This window comes from Acidovorax sp. HMWF018, assembly GCF_003061035.1.
GTDB lineage: Bacteria > Pseudomonadota > Gammaproteobacteria > Burkholderiales > Burkholderiaceae_C > Acidovorax > Acidovorax delafieldii.
Window position 1 is genome coordinate 766 of sequence record NZ_QAIM01000596.1, and the last position, 14,598, is coordinate 15,363.

Genomic DNA, 14,598 nt, shown 5'->3' on the forward strand with positions numbered 1-14,598 from the left:
CTACGACAACATCCGCAAGTTTGTGCGCTACGCGATGACGGGCAACTCGGGCGAGATCTGGACCATCTTCCTGGCGCCGCTGTTGCTGTTGCCCATCCCTTTGCTGCCCATCCACATCCTGTGGGTCAACCTCGTCACAGACGGCCTGCCCGGCCTGGCGCTGGCGGCCGAACCGGCCGAGCGCGGCATCATGCAGCGCCCGCCCCGCGCGCCGCGCGAAAGCCTGTTTGCCCACGGCATGTGGCAGCACATCCTGGGCGTGGGCCTGCTCATTGGTGGGCTGTGCCTGGCGGTGCAGGCCTGGGCCCTGCACACCGGCCACACGCACTGGCAGACCATGGTGTTCACCGTGCTCACGCTGGCGCAGATGGCGCATGTGATCGCCATCCGCTCCGAATCCGAACCCATCTGGCGCCTGGGCCTGCTGAGCAACCGCCCGCTGCTGGGTGCCGTGCTGCTCACCTTTGCGCTGCAGATGGCCACCATCTATGTGCCCTGGCTCAACCCCATCTTCCGCACCGAGCCGCTGAGCCTGGGCGAGCTGGCCCTGTGCATTGGCGCCGCGCTGGTGGTGCTGGTGGTCGTGGAAGTCGAGAAGGCCTGGCGCCGTAGCCAGCAGGCGCGGCGCACCACCCCAGAGCCCATGGACAGCGCCATGGACGAGCCCTCGGCCTGAAAGAGTCCAGGACGCACAAGAACGTCATAAGCACATAGCCAACGATTCGATGACGCCACGGGTCCAGGCTGCCAGAATGGCCCGCGCCATCGGCACATCGGGCCTCGTCCAGCCATGGGCCGAGCCCGGTTGTGCCACTCCCATCCCTTCAATGAAAGAGACAGCACCCATGCAAATCGAAACCCTGGCCGTCCACGCAGGCTACAGCCCCGACCCCACCACCAAGGCGGTGGCCGTGCCCATCTACCAGACGGTGGCCTACGCGTTTGACAGCGCCCAGCATGGCGCCGACCTGTTTGACTTGAAGGTGCCGGGCAACATCTACACCCGCATCATGAACCCCACCACCGACGTGCTCGAAAAGCGCGTCGCGGCGCTGGAAGGCGGCATTGCCGCGCTGGCCGTGGCCTCGGGCATGGCCGCCATCACCTACGCCATCCAGACCATTGCCGAGGCGGGCGACAACATCGTCTCGGCCAGCACGCTCTACGGCGGCACCTACAACCTCTTTGCCCACACGCTGCCGCAGCAGGGCATCACCACCCGCTTTGCCGACCCGCGCGACCCGGCCAGCTTTGCGCAGCACATTGATGCGCGCACCAAGGCCATCTTCATCGAGTCCATCGGCAACCCGCTGGGCAACGTGACCGACATCGCTGCGCTGGCCAAGGTAGCGCACGACCACGGTGTGCCGCTGATCGTGGACAACACCGTGCCCAGCCCTTACCTGCTGCGCCCCATCGAGCATGGCGCGGACATCGTGGTGCACTCGCTCACCAAGTACCTGGGCGGCCACGGCAACAGCGTGGGCGGCGCGATTGTGGACAGCGGCAAATTCCCGTGGGCGGAGCACAAGGCACGCTTCCCGCGCCTGAACGAGCCCGACGTGAGCTACCACGGCGTGGTCTACACCGAGGCGCTGGGCCCCGCCGCCTTCATCGGCCGTGCACGCGTGGTGCCACTGCGCAACACGGGTGCGGCGCTGGCGCCGCTCAATGCCTTCCTGATCCTGCAAGGCATTGAAACCCTGGCGCTGCGCATGGACCGTATCTGCGACAACACGCTGGCCATTGCCCAGTACCTGCAAAGCCACCCCAAGGTCGAATGGGTGCGCTACGCCGGTCTGCCCGACCACCCGGACCACGCGCTGGTGCAACGCCAGTCAGGCGGCAAGGCATCGGGCATCCTGAGCTTTGGCGTGAAGAACAGCGACGCCGATCCACGTGCGGCAGGTGCCCGTTTCCTCGACGCGCTGCAGCTCTTCACGCGCCTCGTGAACATTGGCGATGCAAAGTCGCTGGCCACCCACCCCGCGTCCACCACCCACCGCCAGCTCAATCCCGAAGAGCTGGCCAAGGCGGGCGTGAGCGAAGGCATGGTGCGCCTGTCGGTCGGCATCGAGCACATCGACGACCTGCGGGCGGACTTGGCGCAGGCACTCGACAAGGTGTGATGTGCGAATGGCCATGCGCCCCCAAAAACGCATGGCCAGGCACCTGTCACCGTGCTTTTGAGGCTTTTTGCGTCCAAGCGCTGGTGGAATATGCACTGCAAGCTACATATTTGATAGCAAACAAGATCACGGCACGTAGCGACACCGTCATGCCGGCCCCAACGCGGCGTGTCGATGACGGCCAGCGCCGGGCGCTGACCGCCTTCAGCCGAGGTCGCGTGCCAGCCGGATGCCGGTGAACTGCCAGCGCGCCGTGGCAGGAAAGAAGTTGCGGTAGGTCAGTCGCTCGTGCCCCGGCGGCGTGGCGCTGGACGAGCCCCGCAGCACGTACTGGTTGACCATGAACTTGCCGTTGTACTCACCCACGGCGCCTTCGGCCACCCGGAAGCCGGGGTACGGCGCGTAGCTCGACTGCGTCCACTGCCACGCCACGCCGTGCCACTGCGCCATGCCGGCGGCACCTTGCGCGGCCGCATGCTCCCATTCGGCCTCGGTGGGCAGGCGCGCGCCCACCCAGCGCGCGTAGGCATCGGCCTCGTAGTACGACAGATGCACCACCGCCTGGTTGCCCTGCAGCGGCTGCAGGCCGGCCAGCGTGAACTGGTGCCAGGCCCCGTCGATGCGATGCCAGTACAGCGGCTGCTCCAGACCCTGCGCCGCCCGCCAGTCCCAGCCTTCGGCCAGCCAGAGCAGCGGATTGCGGTAGCCGCCACCTTCCACAAACGCCAGATACTCGGCCTGTGTCACCAACCGCGAGGCCAGCGCGTAGGGATGCAGATACACACGATGGCGCGGGCCCTCGTTGTCAAAGGCAAAGCCGTTACCAGCGTGGCCGATATCGGCCAGCCCCCCGTCAAAGGAATGCCACGCCAGTGCTTGGCCAGCCTCGGGCGCCACAGCGTCTGGAGCCTTGGCATAGGCAGGGAACAAGGGGTTGCAGGACAGCAGGTGCTGGATGTCGGTGAGCATCAGCTCCTGGTGCTGCTGCTCATGCTGCAGGCCCAGCTCGATCAGGCCACGCAGCGCAGCGTCGTGCGCCACAGCGGGCCACAGGCGCGCCATGCGGGCGTCCACGTCGGCCCGGTAGGCGAGCACCTCGTCCAGCGATGGTCGCGTGAGCAGCCCGCGCTGCGGACGCGGGTGCTTGGCGCCCACACCGTTGTAGTAGGAGTTGAACAGCACCCGGAACGCCGGTGCAAACGGCTGGAAACCTGGCTCGTGGGCTTCGAGCACAAAGGTCTCAAAGAACCAGGTGGTGTGGGCCAGGTGCCATTTGGTGGGACTGGCGTCGGGCATGGACTGCGCGGCGCAGTCCTCGGGCGACAGCGGAGCCGCCAGGGCCAGCGAGCGGCCGCGTACCGCGGTGTAGCGCGCCAACAGCGTGTCGAATGCGGGGGATGTCACGGTCATGGCAGCCACCGGTCAAGGACGGGCGTGGACCACCGCGAACCAGCCCCGCTCGTCCGTCCACGCCTGGGCCTGCGCAAAACCGGCGCGCGCAAGCATGTCGGTGAACACGGGCAACGGGTACTTGTAGCTGTTCTCGGTGTGGATGCGCTCGCCCTGGTCGAACCTGCGACCGCCGCCGGGCCAGCACACCTCGGTGGCAGAGGCAGCCTCCAGGTGCATTTCAATGCGCGACGCCTCGGTGTTGAAGAACGCACGGTGCTGCCACTGCGCCACGTCAAAGTCGCTGCCGATCAGGCGGTTCACATGCCGCAGCACATTGCGGTTGAACTCGGCGGTGACCCCCGCTGCATCGTCGTAGGCGGCTTCGAGCACCGCCACATCCTTGGGCAAATCGATGCCAATGAGCAGGCCGCCATCGTCGTCGATCAGATCGCGCATGTGGGCCAGCAGCTCCAGCGCGTGCGGCGGGTCGAAGTTGCCGATGGACGAGCCCGGGTAGAACACGAGGCGCCCGGTGCGGGGAATGTCGTCAGGCAGTGACACCCCCAGGGTCATGTCGCCCGCCAGCGCGCGGGCATCCAGCGCCGGGAAGTCGTCGCGCAGCCCTTGCACCGCCTGCTCCAGAAAATCCGCCGAAATGTCCACGCCCACAAAACAGGCCGGCTGCACCAGGCGGCACAGGGTGCGGGCCTTCTGGCAGTTGCCCGCGCCCAGTTCGATCAGGGTGCGGCCTGCGCCCACGGCGCCCGCGATGCTGTCTGCATGTGTCTGCATCAGCGCCATTTCGGTGCGTGTGGGGTAGTACTCCGGCAGGCGTGTGATGGCTTCAAACAGCTGCGAGCCATGCTGGTCGTAGAAATACTTGGGGGAGATGCGTGCGGGCCGCTGGGTCAGTCCGCGGGTGATGTCGGAATAGCGAGGCAGGAGCATGGGTCGTCAGGACGTTGGGGCGGCAGCGCCGCCGGGTGGTCAAAAGCAGAGGCACCTGGAGCGCCCACATTGCGGCACGCCCCACACGCTCCCCTGCCCCATTGTGCGTTGCCTCGCTGACTGCCGTGTGTAGGCCATTTCCGCACCCACAAAAAAAGGGCTGGCGCATGCGCCAGCCCTTCAGACCCTTGGAGAACTTTTATTGTCAGGAACGCAGGGCCCGCCTGGGGCCCTGTGCCCTTAGAAGCGCCAGCCCAGACCCACGCCCACCAGAACGGGGTCCACCTTGAAGGTGCCCAGCTTGGCACCGCCTGCGCTCACGTCGGTCTTGATGAAAACCTTCTTCACGTCGAAGTTGAGGTACAGGTTCTTGGCCAGCGGGATGTCCACACCCACTTGCAGCGCGGGGCCGAAGCTGTTGCGGTCAATGCTCACGCCTGCGGGCAGGTTCACGCTCGAGAAACGCGTGTAGTTCAGGCCCGCGCCCACGTAGGGCTTGAAGCCGGGGGCATCAAAGTGGTACTGCGCCAGCAGTGTGGGGGGCAGGTGCTTGAGCGTGCCAATGGCTGCGCCGCCAGCGCTGAGCGTGTGCTTCTGGGGCACGGTCAGAATCAGCTCGGCCGCGATGTTCTTGTTGAAGAAGTAGGTGACATCCACTTCAGGGATGGTCTTATTGTTGACCGACAGGCCCAGCGGTGTGCTGTCCTTGTTGGCGCTGTCCAGGTGCACCGCACGTGCACGGACCATCCAGGGGCCTTCAGCCTGTTGCGCCAGGGCAGCGCCAGAAGAAAGGGCACAGAGAACGGCGACAGCCAGCAGGTTCTTTTTCATGGTAATTCGCATCGGTTGGACGGGGACGACCCCCGTGCATGCATTGAACCGCTGCGGCACCCACCCGGCCTTGCCTTACCTCAAGCCCTCGGTAGTAACCCTTAGACCTAGATCAAGGAATACCCACTATCAAGCTGTGGACTTGCCCCTCAGGCGCTGAACCAGCGTCCACCCGGCCAGAACCAAGCCACCCGCCACGATGCCCACCACGGCGTTCAGCAGGTTGGGCACCAGCACCGCCCACAGCCCGCCCACGGGCCATTGCGCCGCTGCCGTGCCTGCGGCCTCAACCGCATGGTGCAACGCAGGCACGCCGTGCACCAGAATGCCACCGCCCACCAGAAACATCGCCGCAGTGCCCGCAATGGACAGCCCCTTCATCAGCCAGGGTGCTGCGCGCAGGATGCCCGATCCCAGGGCACGTGCGGCGCTGCTGGCCTTGTTGTTGAGCCACAGGCCCAGGTCGTCCAGCTTGACGATACCCGCCACCAGCCCATAGACACCGATGGTCATGATGATGGCGATGCCCGACAGCACCGTGAGCTGCTGCACGAAGGGCGCAGCGGCCACCGTGCCCAGCGTGATCGCAATGATTTCGGCCGACAGGATGAAGTCCGTGCGCACGGCGCCCTTGATCTTGTCCTTTTCAAAGGCCACCAAATCCACCGCCGGATTGGCATTGGCCTTGGCGTGGCTCTCATGCTCAGCCTCATCCTCATGTTGGGCGTGCAGCAGCTTGTGCGCGACCTTCTCAAAGCCCTCAAAGCACAAGAAGGCGCCCCCCACCATCAGCAGCGGCGTCACGGCCCACGGCGCAAAGGCGCTGATCAGCAGCGCAGCGGGCACCAGGATGACCTTGTTGATGAACGAGCCCTTGGCCACCGCCCACACCACCGGAATCTCGCGCTCAGCACGCACCCCGGTCACCTGCTGGGCGTTGAGCGCCAGGTCGTCCCCCAGCACGCCCGCCGTCTTCTGTGCAGCCACCTTGGTCATCACCGACACATCGTCGGCCATGGCAGCGCTCTTCTTGGCCGCCACCTTGGTCATCAAGGCCACATCGTCGAGGATGGTGGCGATATCGTCGAGCAAAGCAAGCAGGCTGCCAGCGGCCATGGGAAGTCCTTGGGATGAGTCGCAAAAAAATGCGGCGAACAAGCCGCCGGTGTGCGCCGCACTATAGCAACGCACAGGCAACCGCAGCGCAAGGCCCATCGTCGTGCAGCGGCCATGCCATTTGCAGATAGCCCCACACCGCCTGCGGGCATGCCTGCCCAGCCACAAGGCGCATACTCGCGCCCTCATCCACTACCCGCTATGGGGCCTTCTGCGGGCTTCACCGCCACGCCATGCCCGGCTACCTGACCAAGCAAGAAGACATCGCCATCACCGGCGCGGCAGACCTGATCATCCAGTCGCTGCTGGACAAGCAGCAGTTTGCCGACCCGCTGGGCGCCGCCGAGGCGCTGGGTATCTCATCGGCCGCCTGGCCCCTCTTCGGCCTGTTGTGGCCGTCGGGCGCGCAGCTGGCCCAGCGCATGGCCAGCCGCCCCCTGCTGGCGGGCGAACGTGTGCTGGAGATCGGCTGCGGCCTGGGTCTGGCCAGCCTGGTGTGCCACAGGCGCGGTATCGATGTCACTGCCAGCGACTGCCATCCTCTGGCCCAACAGTTCCTGCAGGAAAACGCGCGCTTGAACGGCCTGTCACCCGTGAAGTACCGCACGGGTCAGTGGGGCTCGGACGCGCCAGCACCGGCCAACGCGGTGCAAGGCCAGTTCGACCTCATCATCGGCAGCGATGTGCTGTACGAACGCGACGCCCGTGCGTCCCTGGCCACCTTTCTGGACCACCACGCAGGCGACGGCGCGCAGATCTGGATCGTGGACCCGAACAGGGGCAACCGCTCCACCTTCCACAAGCAGATGGCTGTGCACCGTTTCGATGTGATCGAAGAGCGACTGGACCACCCCGCCCTGGCCGATGTGCCGGCGTACAAAGGGCGGCTGCTGGTGTACCAGCGCACCTTAACAGCGGCCTGAACACGACTTTGAAGGGTTGGCCCGGCGCGATAGCGCCACCATCAGACCGCCGAGCCCGCGCACCCTAAGCGCCAGGGCAGCCGAGCAAGGGCCGCCCAGCAGCGAGGGCTGCGTCCCTCTTCCCGATTCGCGCAGCGAATCGAGAGAAGGGGGAAGCGGCGCAGCCGCTCAGGGGGATGCCCCCTGCTACCCCACCCACTTGCGCGCGTTGCGCCAGATGCGCATCCAGCCGCTGTACTGCGCCTTGTCCTCGCTGGTCCAGCTCATCTGCACGTTGCGGAACACGCGCTCGGGGTGCGGCATCATGGCTGTGAAGCGGCCGTCGGCCGTGGTCACTGCCGTCAGGCCACCCGCGCTGCCGTTGGGGTTGAACGGGTACTGCTCCGTCGCGCGGCCGTGGTTGTCCACGTAGCGCATCGCAGCAATGGCCTTGTCGGCGTTGCCCCGGTACTTGAAGTTGGCATAACCCTCACCATGCGCCACCGCAATCGGCAGGCGGCTGCCTGCCATGCCTTGCAGGAACAGGCTGGGTGATTCCAGCACTTCCACCAGCGACAGGCGGGCCTCGAAGCGCTCGCTCTGGTTGGTGGTAAAGCGTGGCCAGTCCTGTGCGCCGGGGATGATGTCCGCCAGCTCAGCAAACATCTGGCAGCCGTTGCAAACGCCCAGGCCGAACGTGTCGGTGCGACCGAAGAAGCCCTGGAACTGTGCGGCCAGCACCGGGTTGAAGGTGATGGACCGCGCCCAGCCAATGCCAGCGCCCAGCGTGTCGCCATAGCTGAAGCCGCCGCAGGCCACCACGCCCTTGAAGTCTTCGAGTTGGACGCGGCCGGTCTGCAGGTCGGTCATGTGCACGTCGTAGGCCTCGAAGCCCGCCTCGGTGAAGGCGTAGGCCATCTCGATGTGCGAGTTCACGCCCTGCTCGCGCAGGATGGCGACCTTGGGTTTGGCCAGGTTGAGGTACGGCGCGGCCACGTTGTCGGCCGCGTCGAACGTGAGGTGCACGTGCAGGCCCGGGTCGGTGGGCTCGCCCGCTGCAGCGTGCTCGGCATCGGCGTTGGCGGGGTTGTCGCGCTGCTGGCAGATCTTCCAGCTCACCGCATCCCACACCTGGTGCAGGTCGGCCAGCGAGGCGCTGAACACAGCCTTGGCATCGCGCCAGACCTGGAGTTCGCCCTTGCCTGCGTCGATTTCGGACGACACTGGGCGCGTCTTGCCCACGAAGTGGCTGAATTTGGACAGGCCATGCTCGCGCAGCACCTGCATCACATCGTTGCGCTCGGCGGTGCGCACTTGCAGCAGCACACCCAGCTCTTCGTTGAACAGCGCCTTGAGCGTCAGTTCTTCACGGCGGGCACTGACCTGCTGCGCCCAGTTCTTGGCGTCACCGGTTTCCATGCGGCTGTCGCTGATGCCGTCGCCTTCAGTCACCAGCATGTCCACGTTGAGCGCCACGCCCACGTGGCCTGCAAAGGCCATTTCGGCTGCTGCGGCCAGCAGGCCGCCATCGCTGCGGTCGTGGTAGGCCAGGATCTGGCCCTTGGCGCGCAGTGCGTTCACGGCGTTGACCAAGTTGACCAGGTCTTTGGGGTCGTCCACATCGGGCACCAAGTTGCCGCTTTGCTCCAGCGTCTGGCCCAGGATGCTGCCGCCCATGCGGTTCTGGCCCTTGCCCAGGTCGATCAGCACCAGCGTGGTATCGGCCTCGGTGGCGTTGAGCTGGGGAGTGAGCGTACCGCGCACGTCGGACAGCGAAGCAAAGGCGCTCACGATCAGGCTGACAGGCGAGGTGACTTTCTTTTGGTCGGAACCTTCATTCCACTGCGTGCGCATGGACAGACTGTCCTTGCCCACGGGGATGGACACGCCCAGCGCGGGGCACAGTTCCATGCCCACGGCCTTCACGGTTTCGTAGAGCGCAGCGTCTTCGCCGGGCTCGCCGCAGGCGGCCATCCAGTTGGCCGATAGCTTCACACGCGGCAGCTCAATGGGCGCAGCCAGCAGATTGGTGATGGCCTCGGCCACGGCCATGCGACCCGAGGCGGGCGCGTTGATGGCGGCCAGCGGCGTGCGCTCGCCCATGCTCATCGCTTCACCCGCAAAGCCCTTGTAATCGGCCAGCGTCACGGCGCAATCGGCCACGGGCACTTGCCAGGGGCCGACCATCTGGTCGCGGTGCGACAGGCCACCCACGGTGCGGTCGCCAATGGTGATGAGGAAGCGCTTGGAGGCGACCGTGGGGTGGGCCAGCACGTCGATCACGGCCTTTTGCAGCGGCACGCCGGTCAAGTCCATCGGTGCAAATTCGCGCACCACGGTCTTCACGTCGCGATGCATCTTGGGCGGCTTGCCCAGCAGCACGTTCATCGGCATGTCCACGGGCAGCTTCTGGTCGTCGGCCGTGGCAGCAGGGTCGTGCAGCACCAGCTGACGCTCTTCGGTGGCCGTGCCGATCACGGCAAACGGGCAGCGCTCGCGTTCACAAAAGGCTTTGAACTGCTCCAGCGATTCGGGCGCAATCGCCAGCACGTAGCGTTCTTGCGACTCGTTGCTCCAGATTTCCTTCGGGCTCATGCCGGACTCTTCGAGCTGCACGGCACGGAGGTCAAAGCGCGCGCCGCGGCCAGCATCATTGGTCAGCTCGGGGAAGGCGTTGGACAAACCGCCCGCGCCCACGTCGTGGATGGCCAGGATGGGGTTGTTCGTGCCCTGCGCCCAGCAGTGGTTGATGACCTCTTGTGCACGGCGCTCGATCTCGGGATTGCCGCGCTGCACCGAGTCAAAGTCCAGCTCGGCCGCATTGGTGCCGGTGGCCATGGAGCTGGCGGCGCTGCCGCCCATGCCGATGCGCATGCCGGGGCCACCCAACTGGATCAGCAGCGAGCCTGCAGGGAAGCCGATCTTTTTCGTCAGCTCTGCATCGATCACGCCCACGCCGCCCGCGATCATGATGGGCTTGTGGTAGCCACGCTGCACGCCGCCGACGTTCTGCTCGTACTCGCGGAAGTAGCCGTTCAGGTTGGGGCGGCCGAATTCGTTGTTGAACGCCGCGCCGCCCAAGGGGCCTTCGACCATGATCTGCAGCGGGCTGGCAATGTGCTCAGGCTTGCCCACGGTGCTGCCCCAGAGCTTGGACACGGTGAAACCCGTGAGGCCCGCCTTGGGCTTGGAGCCGCGGCCCGTGGCGCCTTCGTCGCGGATCTCGCCGCCCGCGCCGGTCGATGCGCCTGGGAAGGGCGAGATGGCCGTGGGGTGGTTGTGCGTTTCCACCTTCATCAGCACATGCTGGGTAATGCTACTTTTTTGATAGCTATTAGCGCTTGATTCACTGGCGCTTGCGGCCATTTTTGCCACAAAACGCTCCACCTGATGGCCTTCCATGACCGAAGCGTTGTCCGAATACGCGATCACCGTGTGCTGGGGCGCCAGCTGGTGCGTGTTGCGGATCATGCCGAACAGGCTCTTGCTCTGCGCCACGCCGTCGATGGTGAACTCGGCGTTGAAGATCTTGTGGCGGCAGTGTTCGCTGTTGGCCTGCGCGAACATCATCAGTTCCACGTCGGTGGGGTTGCGCTTCAGGCCCGTGAAGGCGGTCACTAGGTAGTCGATTTCATCGTCGGCGAGGGCCAGGCCGAAGCGGGTGTTGGCCGCTTCGAGTGCCGCGCGACCACCGGCCAGCACATCCACATGCTCCATGGGGGCGGGCTGCAGTTCGGTGAACAGGGCGGCTGCGGCGCTGCGGTCGGCCACCACCGATTCGGTCATGCGGTCGTGCAGCAGTGCGGCGATCTGGCCCAGTTGCTCGGCCGTCAGCTCGGGCGTCTTGCCCAGCAGGCCGGATTTCAGGCTGATGCGGTACTCGGTGATGCGCTCGACACGGCGGATGGCGATGCCGCAGTTGCGCGCAATGTCGGTGGCCTTGGAGGCCCAAGGCGAAAGCGTTCCCAGGCGGGGCGTGACGATGAGCGCGGCGCCGTCTTCAGGGCCAGCGTAGGGGTCGCCATAGGTCAGCAGCGCGGCCAGGCGTTCTTGTTCTGCAGGAGTGGGGACCGCATCGGTGGCGACCAGGTGCACGAAACGCGCTGCAATGCCACTGATCTTGGGGTGGATCGCCTCCAGGGCGGGTTGAAGTTGCTGGGCGCGGAAGGAGCTGAGGGCGTTGCCGCCCGCCAGCGTGGTCATGTGCAAGGTCACGGTAGCGGCCTGTTGGGGGGTGTCAGGGGTAGAGGGTGGCTCCGGGCGCCAGCGTGCAACCAGCACCGGAGCCCTCCATTTTACCGGGCATGGCCGGGCCGCCTGCGCAGCCGGGGGCCCAATGGGATAATTGCGCCATGAGCATCACCATCAAAAGCGCCGAGGACATCGAGGGCATGCGCCTGGCCTGCCGTCTGGCCTCCGAAGTGCTGGACTACATCACACCGCACATCAAGCCCGGCATCACCACCAAAGAAATCGATCGCCTGGGCGCCGAATGCATGGCCCAGCAGGGCACCATCTCGGCCACCGTGGGCTACCAGCCACCGGGCTACCCGCCCTACCCGGCTTCGCTGTGCACCTCGGTCAACCATGTGGTGTGCCACGGCATCCCCAACGACAAGCCGCTCAAGAAGGGCGACATCGTCAATGTGGACGTGACCGTGATCACCAAGGACGGCTGGTACGGTGACAACAGCCGCATGTTCCTGATCGGCGAGTGCTCGATCGCCGCCAAGCGCCTGTCAGCGCTGACGTTTGAAGCCATGTGGCATGGCATCGTGCAGGTCAAGCCCGGCGCACGGCTGGGGGATATCGGCCACGCGATCCAGAAGTTTGCCGAAGGGCACGGCTTCTCGGTGGTGCGCGAGTTCTGCGGCCACGGCATTGGCCAAAAGTTCCACGAAGAACCCCAGGTGCTGCACTATGGCAAGCCCGGCACGCTCGAAGAGCTGGTACCCGGCATGGTGTTCACCATCGAGCCCATGATCAATGCCGGCCGCCGCGAAGTGAAGGAATTTGGCAACGACGGCTGGACCATCGTGACCAAGGACCACAGCCTGTCGGCCCAGTGGGAGCACACGGTACTGGTCACGCCCACGGGGTACGAGGTGATGACGCTGTCAGCGGGTTCGCCCCCGTTGCCGTCGTTTGTGACCGCCACCAAGACCTGAGGCGAGCGCCGGGCCACCGGTTCCCGCGCAAAAAGGCAGCTGCTTGCACAACTCTTGCATGGCTTTTTCATGGCCTCCCACGATACTTACCGACCATGACTGAACTCCATGCCCTGCGCGACGCCTACCGCAGCGACAAGGCCGCGCTGCTGGCGGCCATGCAATCCACCGGCGCATCGACACGCGGCATCCGGGTGCTGCTGCGCAAGCTGTCGTCGCTGGCGGGAAACCTGCTGCAGACCCTGTGGCAGCGTGCTGCGCTGCCCGACGATATGGCCCTGGTGGCCGTCGGCGGATTTGGGCGCGACCAGTTGTTCCCCTATTCCGATGTCGATGTTCTGCTGCTGCTGCCCGACGGCACGGCGCCCGAGGCCGGCAGTGCCTTGCGCACGAAGCTGGAAGGCTTCATCGGTAGCTGCTGGGACACGGGCCTGGAGATCGGATCGAGCGTGCGCACGGTGGCCGAATGCCTTGCCGAAAGCGCGGGCGATGTCACCGTGCAGACCTCGCTGCTCGAATCGCGGCTGGTGTGCGGCAGCGCCGCGCTGTTTGCAGAATTCCAGCGCCAGTACCGCGCGCAGATGAACCCCCAGGCGTTTCTGGTCGCCAAGACCCTGGAGATGCGCCAGCGCCACACCAAGTACGAGAACACGCCCTATTCGCTGGAGCCCAACTGCAAGGAGTCGCCCGGCGGGCTGCGGGACCTGCAGATGATCCTGTGGGTGTCACAGGCTGCCGGGCTGGGCAGCAACTGGAAGGAACTGGCCACCAGTGGCCTGGCCACGGCCTTTGAAGTGCGCCAGATCGAGCGCAACGAGGCACTGCTGTGCCTGATTCGCGCCCGTCTGCATGCGGCTGCCGGGCGGCACGAAGACCGGCTGGTGTTCGACTTGCAGACCGCCGTGGCCGAGTCGTTCGGCTACCGCTCGCAAGCACCCGATGGTTCGCGCCTGCCCATGCGGGCCAGCGAAAGTCTGATGCGGCGGTACTACTGGGCAGCGAAGGCCGTGTCGCAACTCAGCCAGATCCTGCTGCTCAACATCGAAGAGCGCCTGAACCCATCGACCCATGAGCCGCGTCCGATCAACGAACGGTTCTTTGAGAAGGCGGGTCTTATCGAGGTGGCCAGCGACGACCTTTACACCCGCGACCCGCATGCGATCCTGGAGACCTTCCTGCTCTACCAGACCACGGTCGGGCTCAAGGACTTGTCGGCGCGCACCTTGCGCGCGCTGTACAACGCACGCGGCGTGATGGACAGCGCCTTCCGTCGAGACCCGGTCAACCGCGATGCCTTCATGCGCATCCTGCAGCAGCCCTCGGGCATCACGCACGCCATGCGGTTGATGAACCAGACCTCGGTGCTGGGGCGCTACCTGTGGCCGTTTCGTCGCATCGTGGGGCAGATGCAGCATGACCTGTTCCACGTCTACACGGTGGACCAGCACATCCTGATGGTGCTGCGCAACGTACGCCGGTTCTTCATGGCCGAGCATGCGCACGAATACCCGTTTTGCTCGCAACTGGCGGGAGGGTGGGACAAGCCGTGGATTCTTTACGTGGCCGCGCTGTTCCACGACATTGGCAAGGGACGCGGTGGCGACCACTCGCAAATCGGCGCTGAAGAAGTGCGGCGCTTTTGCCGCCAGCACGGCGTGGACCGCGAAGATGGCCGGCTCATCGAGTTTCTGGTGCGTGAGCACCTGACCATGAGCACTGTGGCGCAAAAGCAGGACCTGAGCGACCCCGATGTGATTGCTGCTTTTGCACGCCGCGTGGGCAACGAACGCAACCTCACGGCCATGTACCTGCTCACGGTGGCGGACATCCGCGGCACCAGCCCCAAGGTCTGGAACGCCTGGAAGGGCAAGCTGCTGGAAGACCTGTACCGCGCCACACTGCGCACCCTGGGCGGCCGCGCCCCCGATGCAGCCGCCGAGATCGAGGCTCGCAAGCGCGAGGCGCTGGTGCTGCTGGCGCTCAACGCCCTGCCCTTTGAAGCGCACAAGGCGCTGTGGGCCACGCTCGACGTGAGCTATTTCATGCGCCACGACGCTGCCGACATTGCATGGCACACACGCCACCTGTCGCGCCATGTAGGCACGGCCAAGC

The 14,598-nt window shown here is 65.6% G+C and carries 10 protein-coding genes; 5 read left to right on the forward strand and 5 right to left on the reverse strand.

Translation table 11 applies throughout. The features are described from left to right. Both DBR23_RS31810 and DBR23_RS25445 read left to right on the forward strand, forming a co-directional pair. Positions 1-676 (forward strand): cation-translocating P-type ATPase (locus tag DBR23_RS31810; RefSeq protein WP_233250746.1); only part of this gene is annotated, 676 nt, incomplete at its 5' end. 169 nt (positions 677-845) lie between these two features. Further along, a complete protein-coding gene (locus tag DBR23_RS25445; protein ID WP_056744200.1) occupies positions 846-2,129 on the forward strand; it encodes an O-acetylhomoserine aminocarboxypropyltransferase/cysteine synthase family protein in 1,284 nt (427 codons plus the stop codon). A 204-nt stretch (positions 2,130-2,333) separates the two neighbouring features. On the opposite strand, the gene egtB is transcribed toward DBR23_RS25445, so the two are convergent. The 4 genes from egtB to DBR23_RS25465 form a co-directional block, all read right to left on the reverse strand. Beyond that, entirely contained in the window at positions 2,334-3,539 is a 1,206-nt protein-coding gene (gene egtB, locus DBR23_RS25450) for an ergothioneine biosynthesis protein EgtB (protein ID WP_108499951.1), read from the reverse strand. Positions 3,540-3,551: 12 nt separating this feature from the next. Further along, positions 3,552-4,469 carry an L-histidine N(alpha)-methyltransferase gene (gene egtD / locus DBR23_RS25455; RefSeq protein ID WP_108499952.1) on the reverse strand — a complete coding sequence of 306 codons (918 nt, stop codon included), beginning with the start codon at positions 4,467-4,469 and terminating at the stop codon, positions 3,552-3,554. Between the two features lie 240 nt (positions 4,470-4,709). Further along, on the reverse strand, positions 4,710-5,300 hold the full coding sequence (locus tag DBR23_RS25460; RefSeq protein ID WP_015013729.1) for an OmpW family protein: 591 nt from the start codon (positions 5,298-5,300) through the stop codon (positions 4,710-4,712). Positions 5,301-5,429: 129 nt separating this feature from the next. Beyond that, complete coding sequence (locus tag DBR23_RS25465) at positions 5,430-6,416, reverse strand: DUF808 domain-containing protein (RefSeq protein WP_056067381.1); 987 nt, start codon at positions 6,414-6,416, stop codon at positions 5,430-5,432. 233 nt (positions 6,417-6,649) lie between these two features. On the opposite strand from DBR23_RS25465, the gene DBR23_RS25470 reads away from it, so the two are divergent. Beyond that, a complete protein-coding gene (locus tag DBR23_RS25470) occupies positions 6,650-7,339 on the forward strand; it encodes a methyltransferase (RefSeq protein WP_108499953.1) in 690 nt (229 codons plus the stop codon). 186 nt (positions 7,340-7,525) lie between these two features. Here the strand turns inward: DBR23_RS25470 and purL are convergent, their stop codons facing one another. Beyond that, positions 7,526-11,533 (reverse strand): phosphoribosylformylglycinamidine synthase, encoded by a 4,008-nt coding sequence (gene purL / locus DBR23_RS25475; protein ID WP_108499954.1) that lies wholly within the window; start codon positions 11,531-11,533, stop codon positions 7,526-7,528. Between the two features lie 137 nt (positions 11,534-11,670). Here purL and map point away from each other — a divergent pair, with 137 nt between their 5' ends. Together map and DBR23_RS25485 are read left to right on the forward strand one after the other, a co-directional pair. Then, a complete protein-coding gene (gene map, locus DBR23_RS25480; RefSeq protein ID WP_056067376.1) occupies positions 11,671-12,486 on the forward strand; it encodes a type I methionyl aminopeptidase in 816 nt (271 codons plus the stop codon). Between the two features lie 95 nt (positions 12,487-12,581). Then, positions 12,582-14,598, forward strand: a 2,017-nt coding sequence (locus DBR23_RS25485) for a [protein-PII] uridylyltransferase (protein WP_108499955.1), incomplete at its 3' end; no start/stop codon positions are given.

Coding starts and splice junctions, on each gene's coding strand:
- map (WP_056067376.1), top strand. CDS start 11,671: ATGAGCATCACCATCAAAAGCGCCGAGGACATCGAGGGCATGCGCCTG.
- DBR23_RS25470 (WP_108499953.1), top strand. CDS start 6,650: ATGCCCGGCTACCTGACCAAGCAAGAAGACATCGCCATCACCGGCGCG.
- DBR23_RS25465 (WP_056067381.1), bottom strand. CDS start 6,416: ATGGCCGCTGGCAGCCTGCTTGCTTTGCTCGACGATATCGCCACCATC.
- egtD (WP_108499952.1), bottom strand. CDS start 4,469: ATGCTCCTGCCTCGCTATTCCGACATCACCCGCGGACTGACCCAGCGG.
- DBR23_RS25445 (WP_056744200.1), top strand. CDS start 846: ATGCAAATCGAAACCCTGGCCGTCCACGCAGGCTACAGCCCCGACCCC.
- DBR23_RS25460 (WP_015013729.1), bottom strand. CDS start 5,300: ATGAAAAAGAACCTGCTGGCTGTCGCCGTTCTCTGTGCCCTTTCTTCT.
- egtB (WP_108499951.1), bottom strand. CDS start 3,539: ATGACCGTGACATCCCCCGCATTCGACACGCTGTTGGCGCGCTACACC.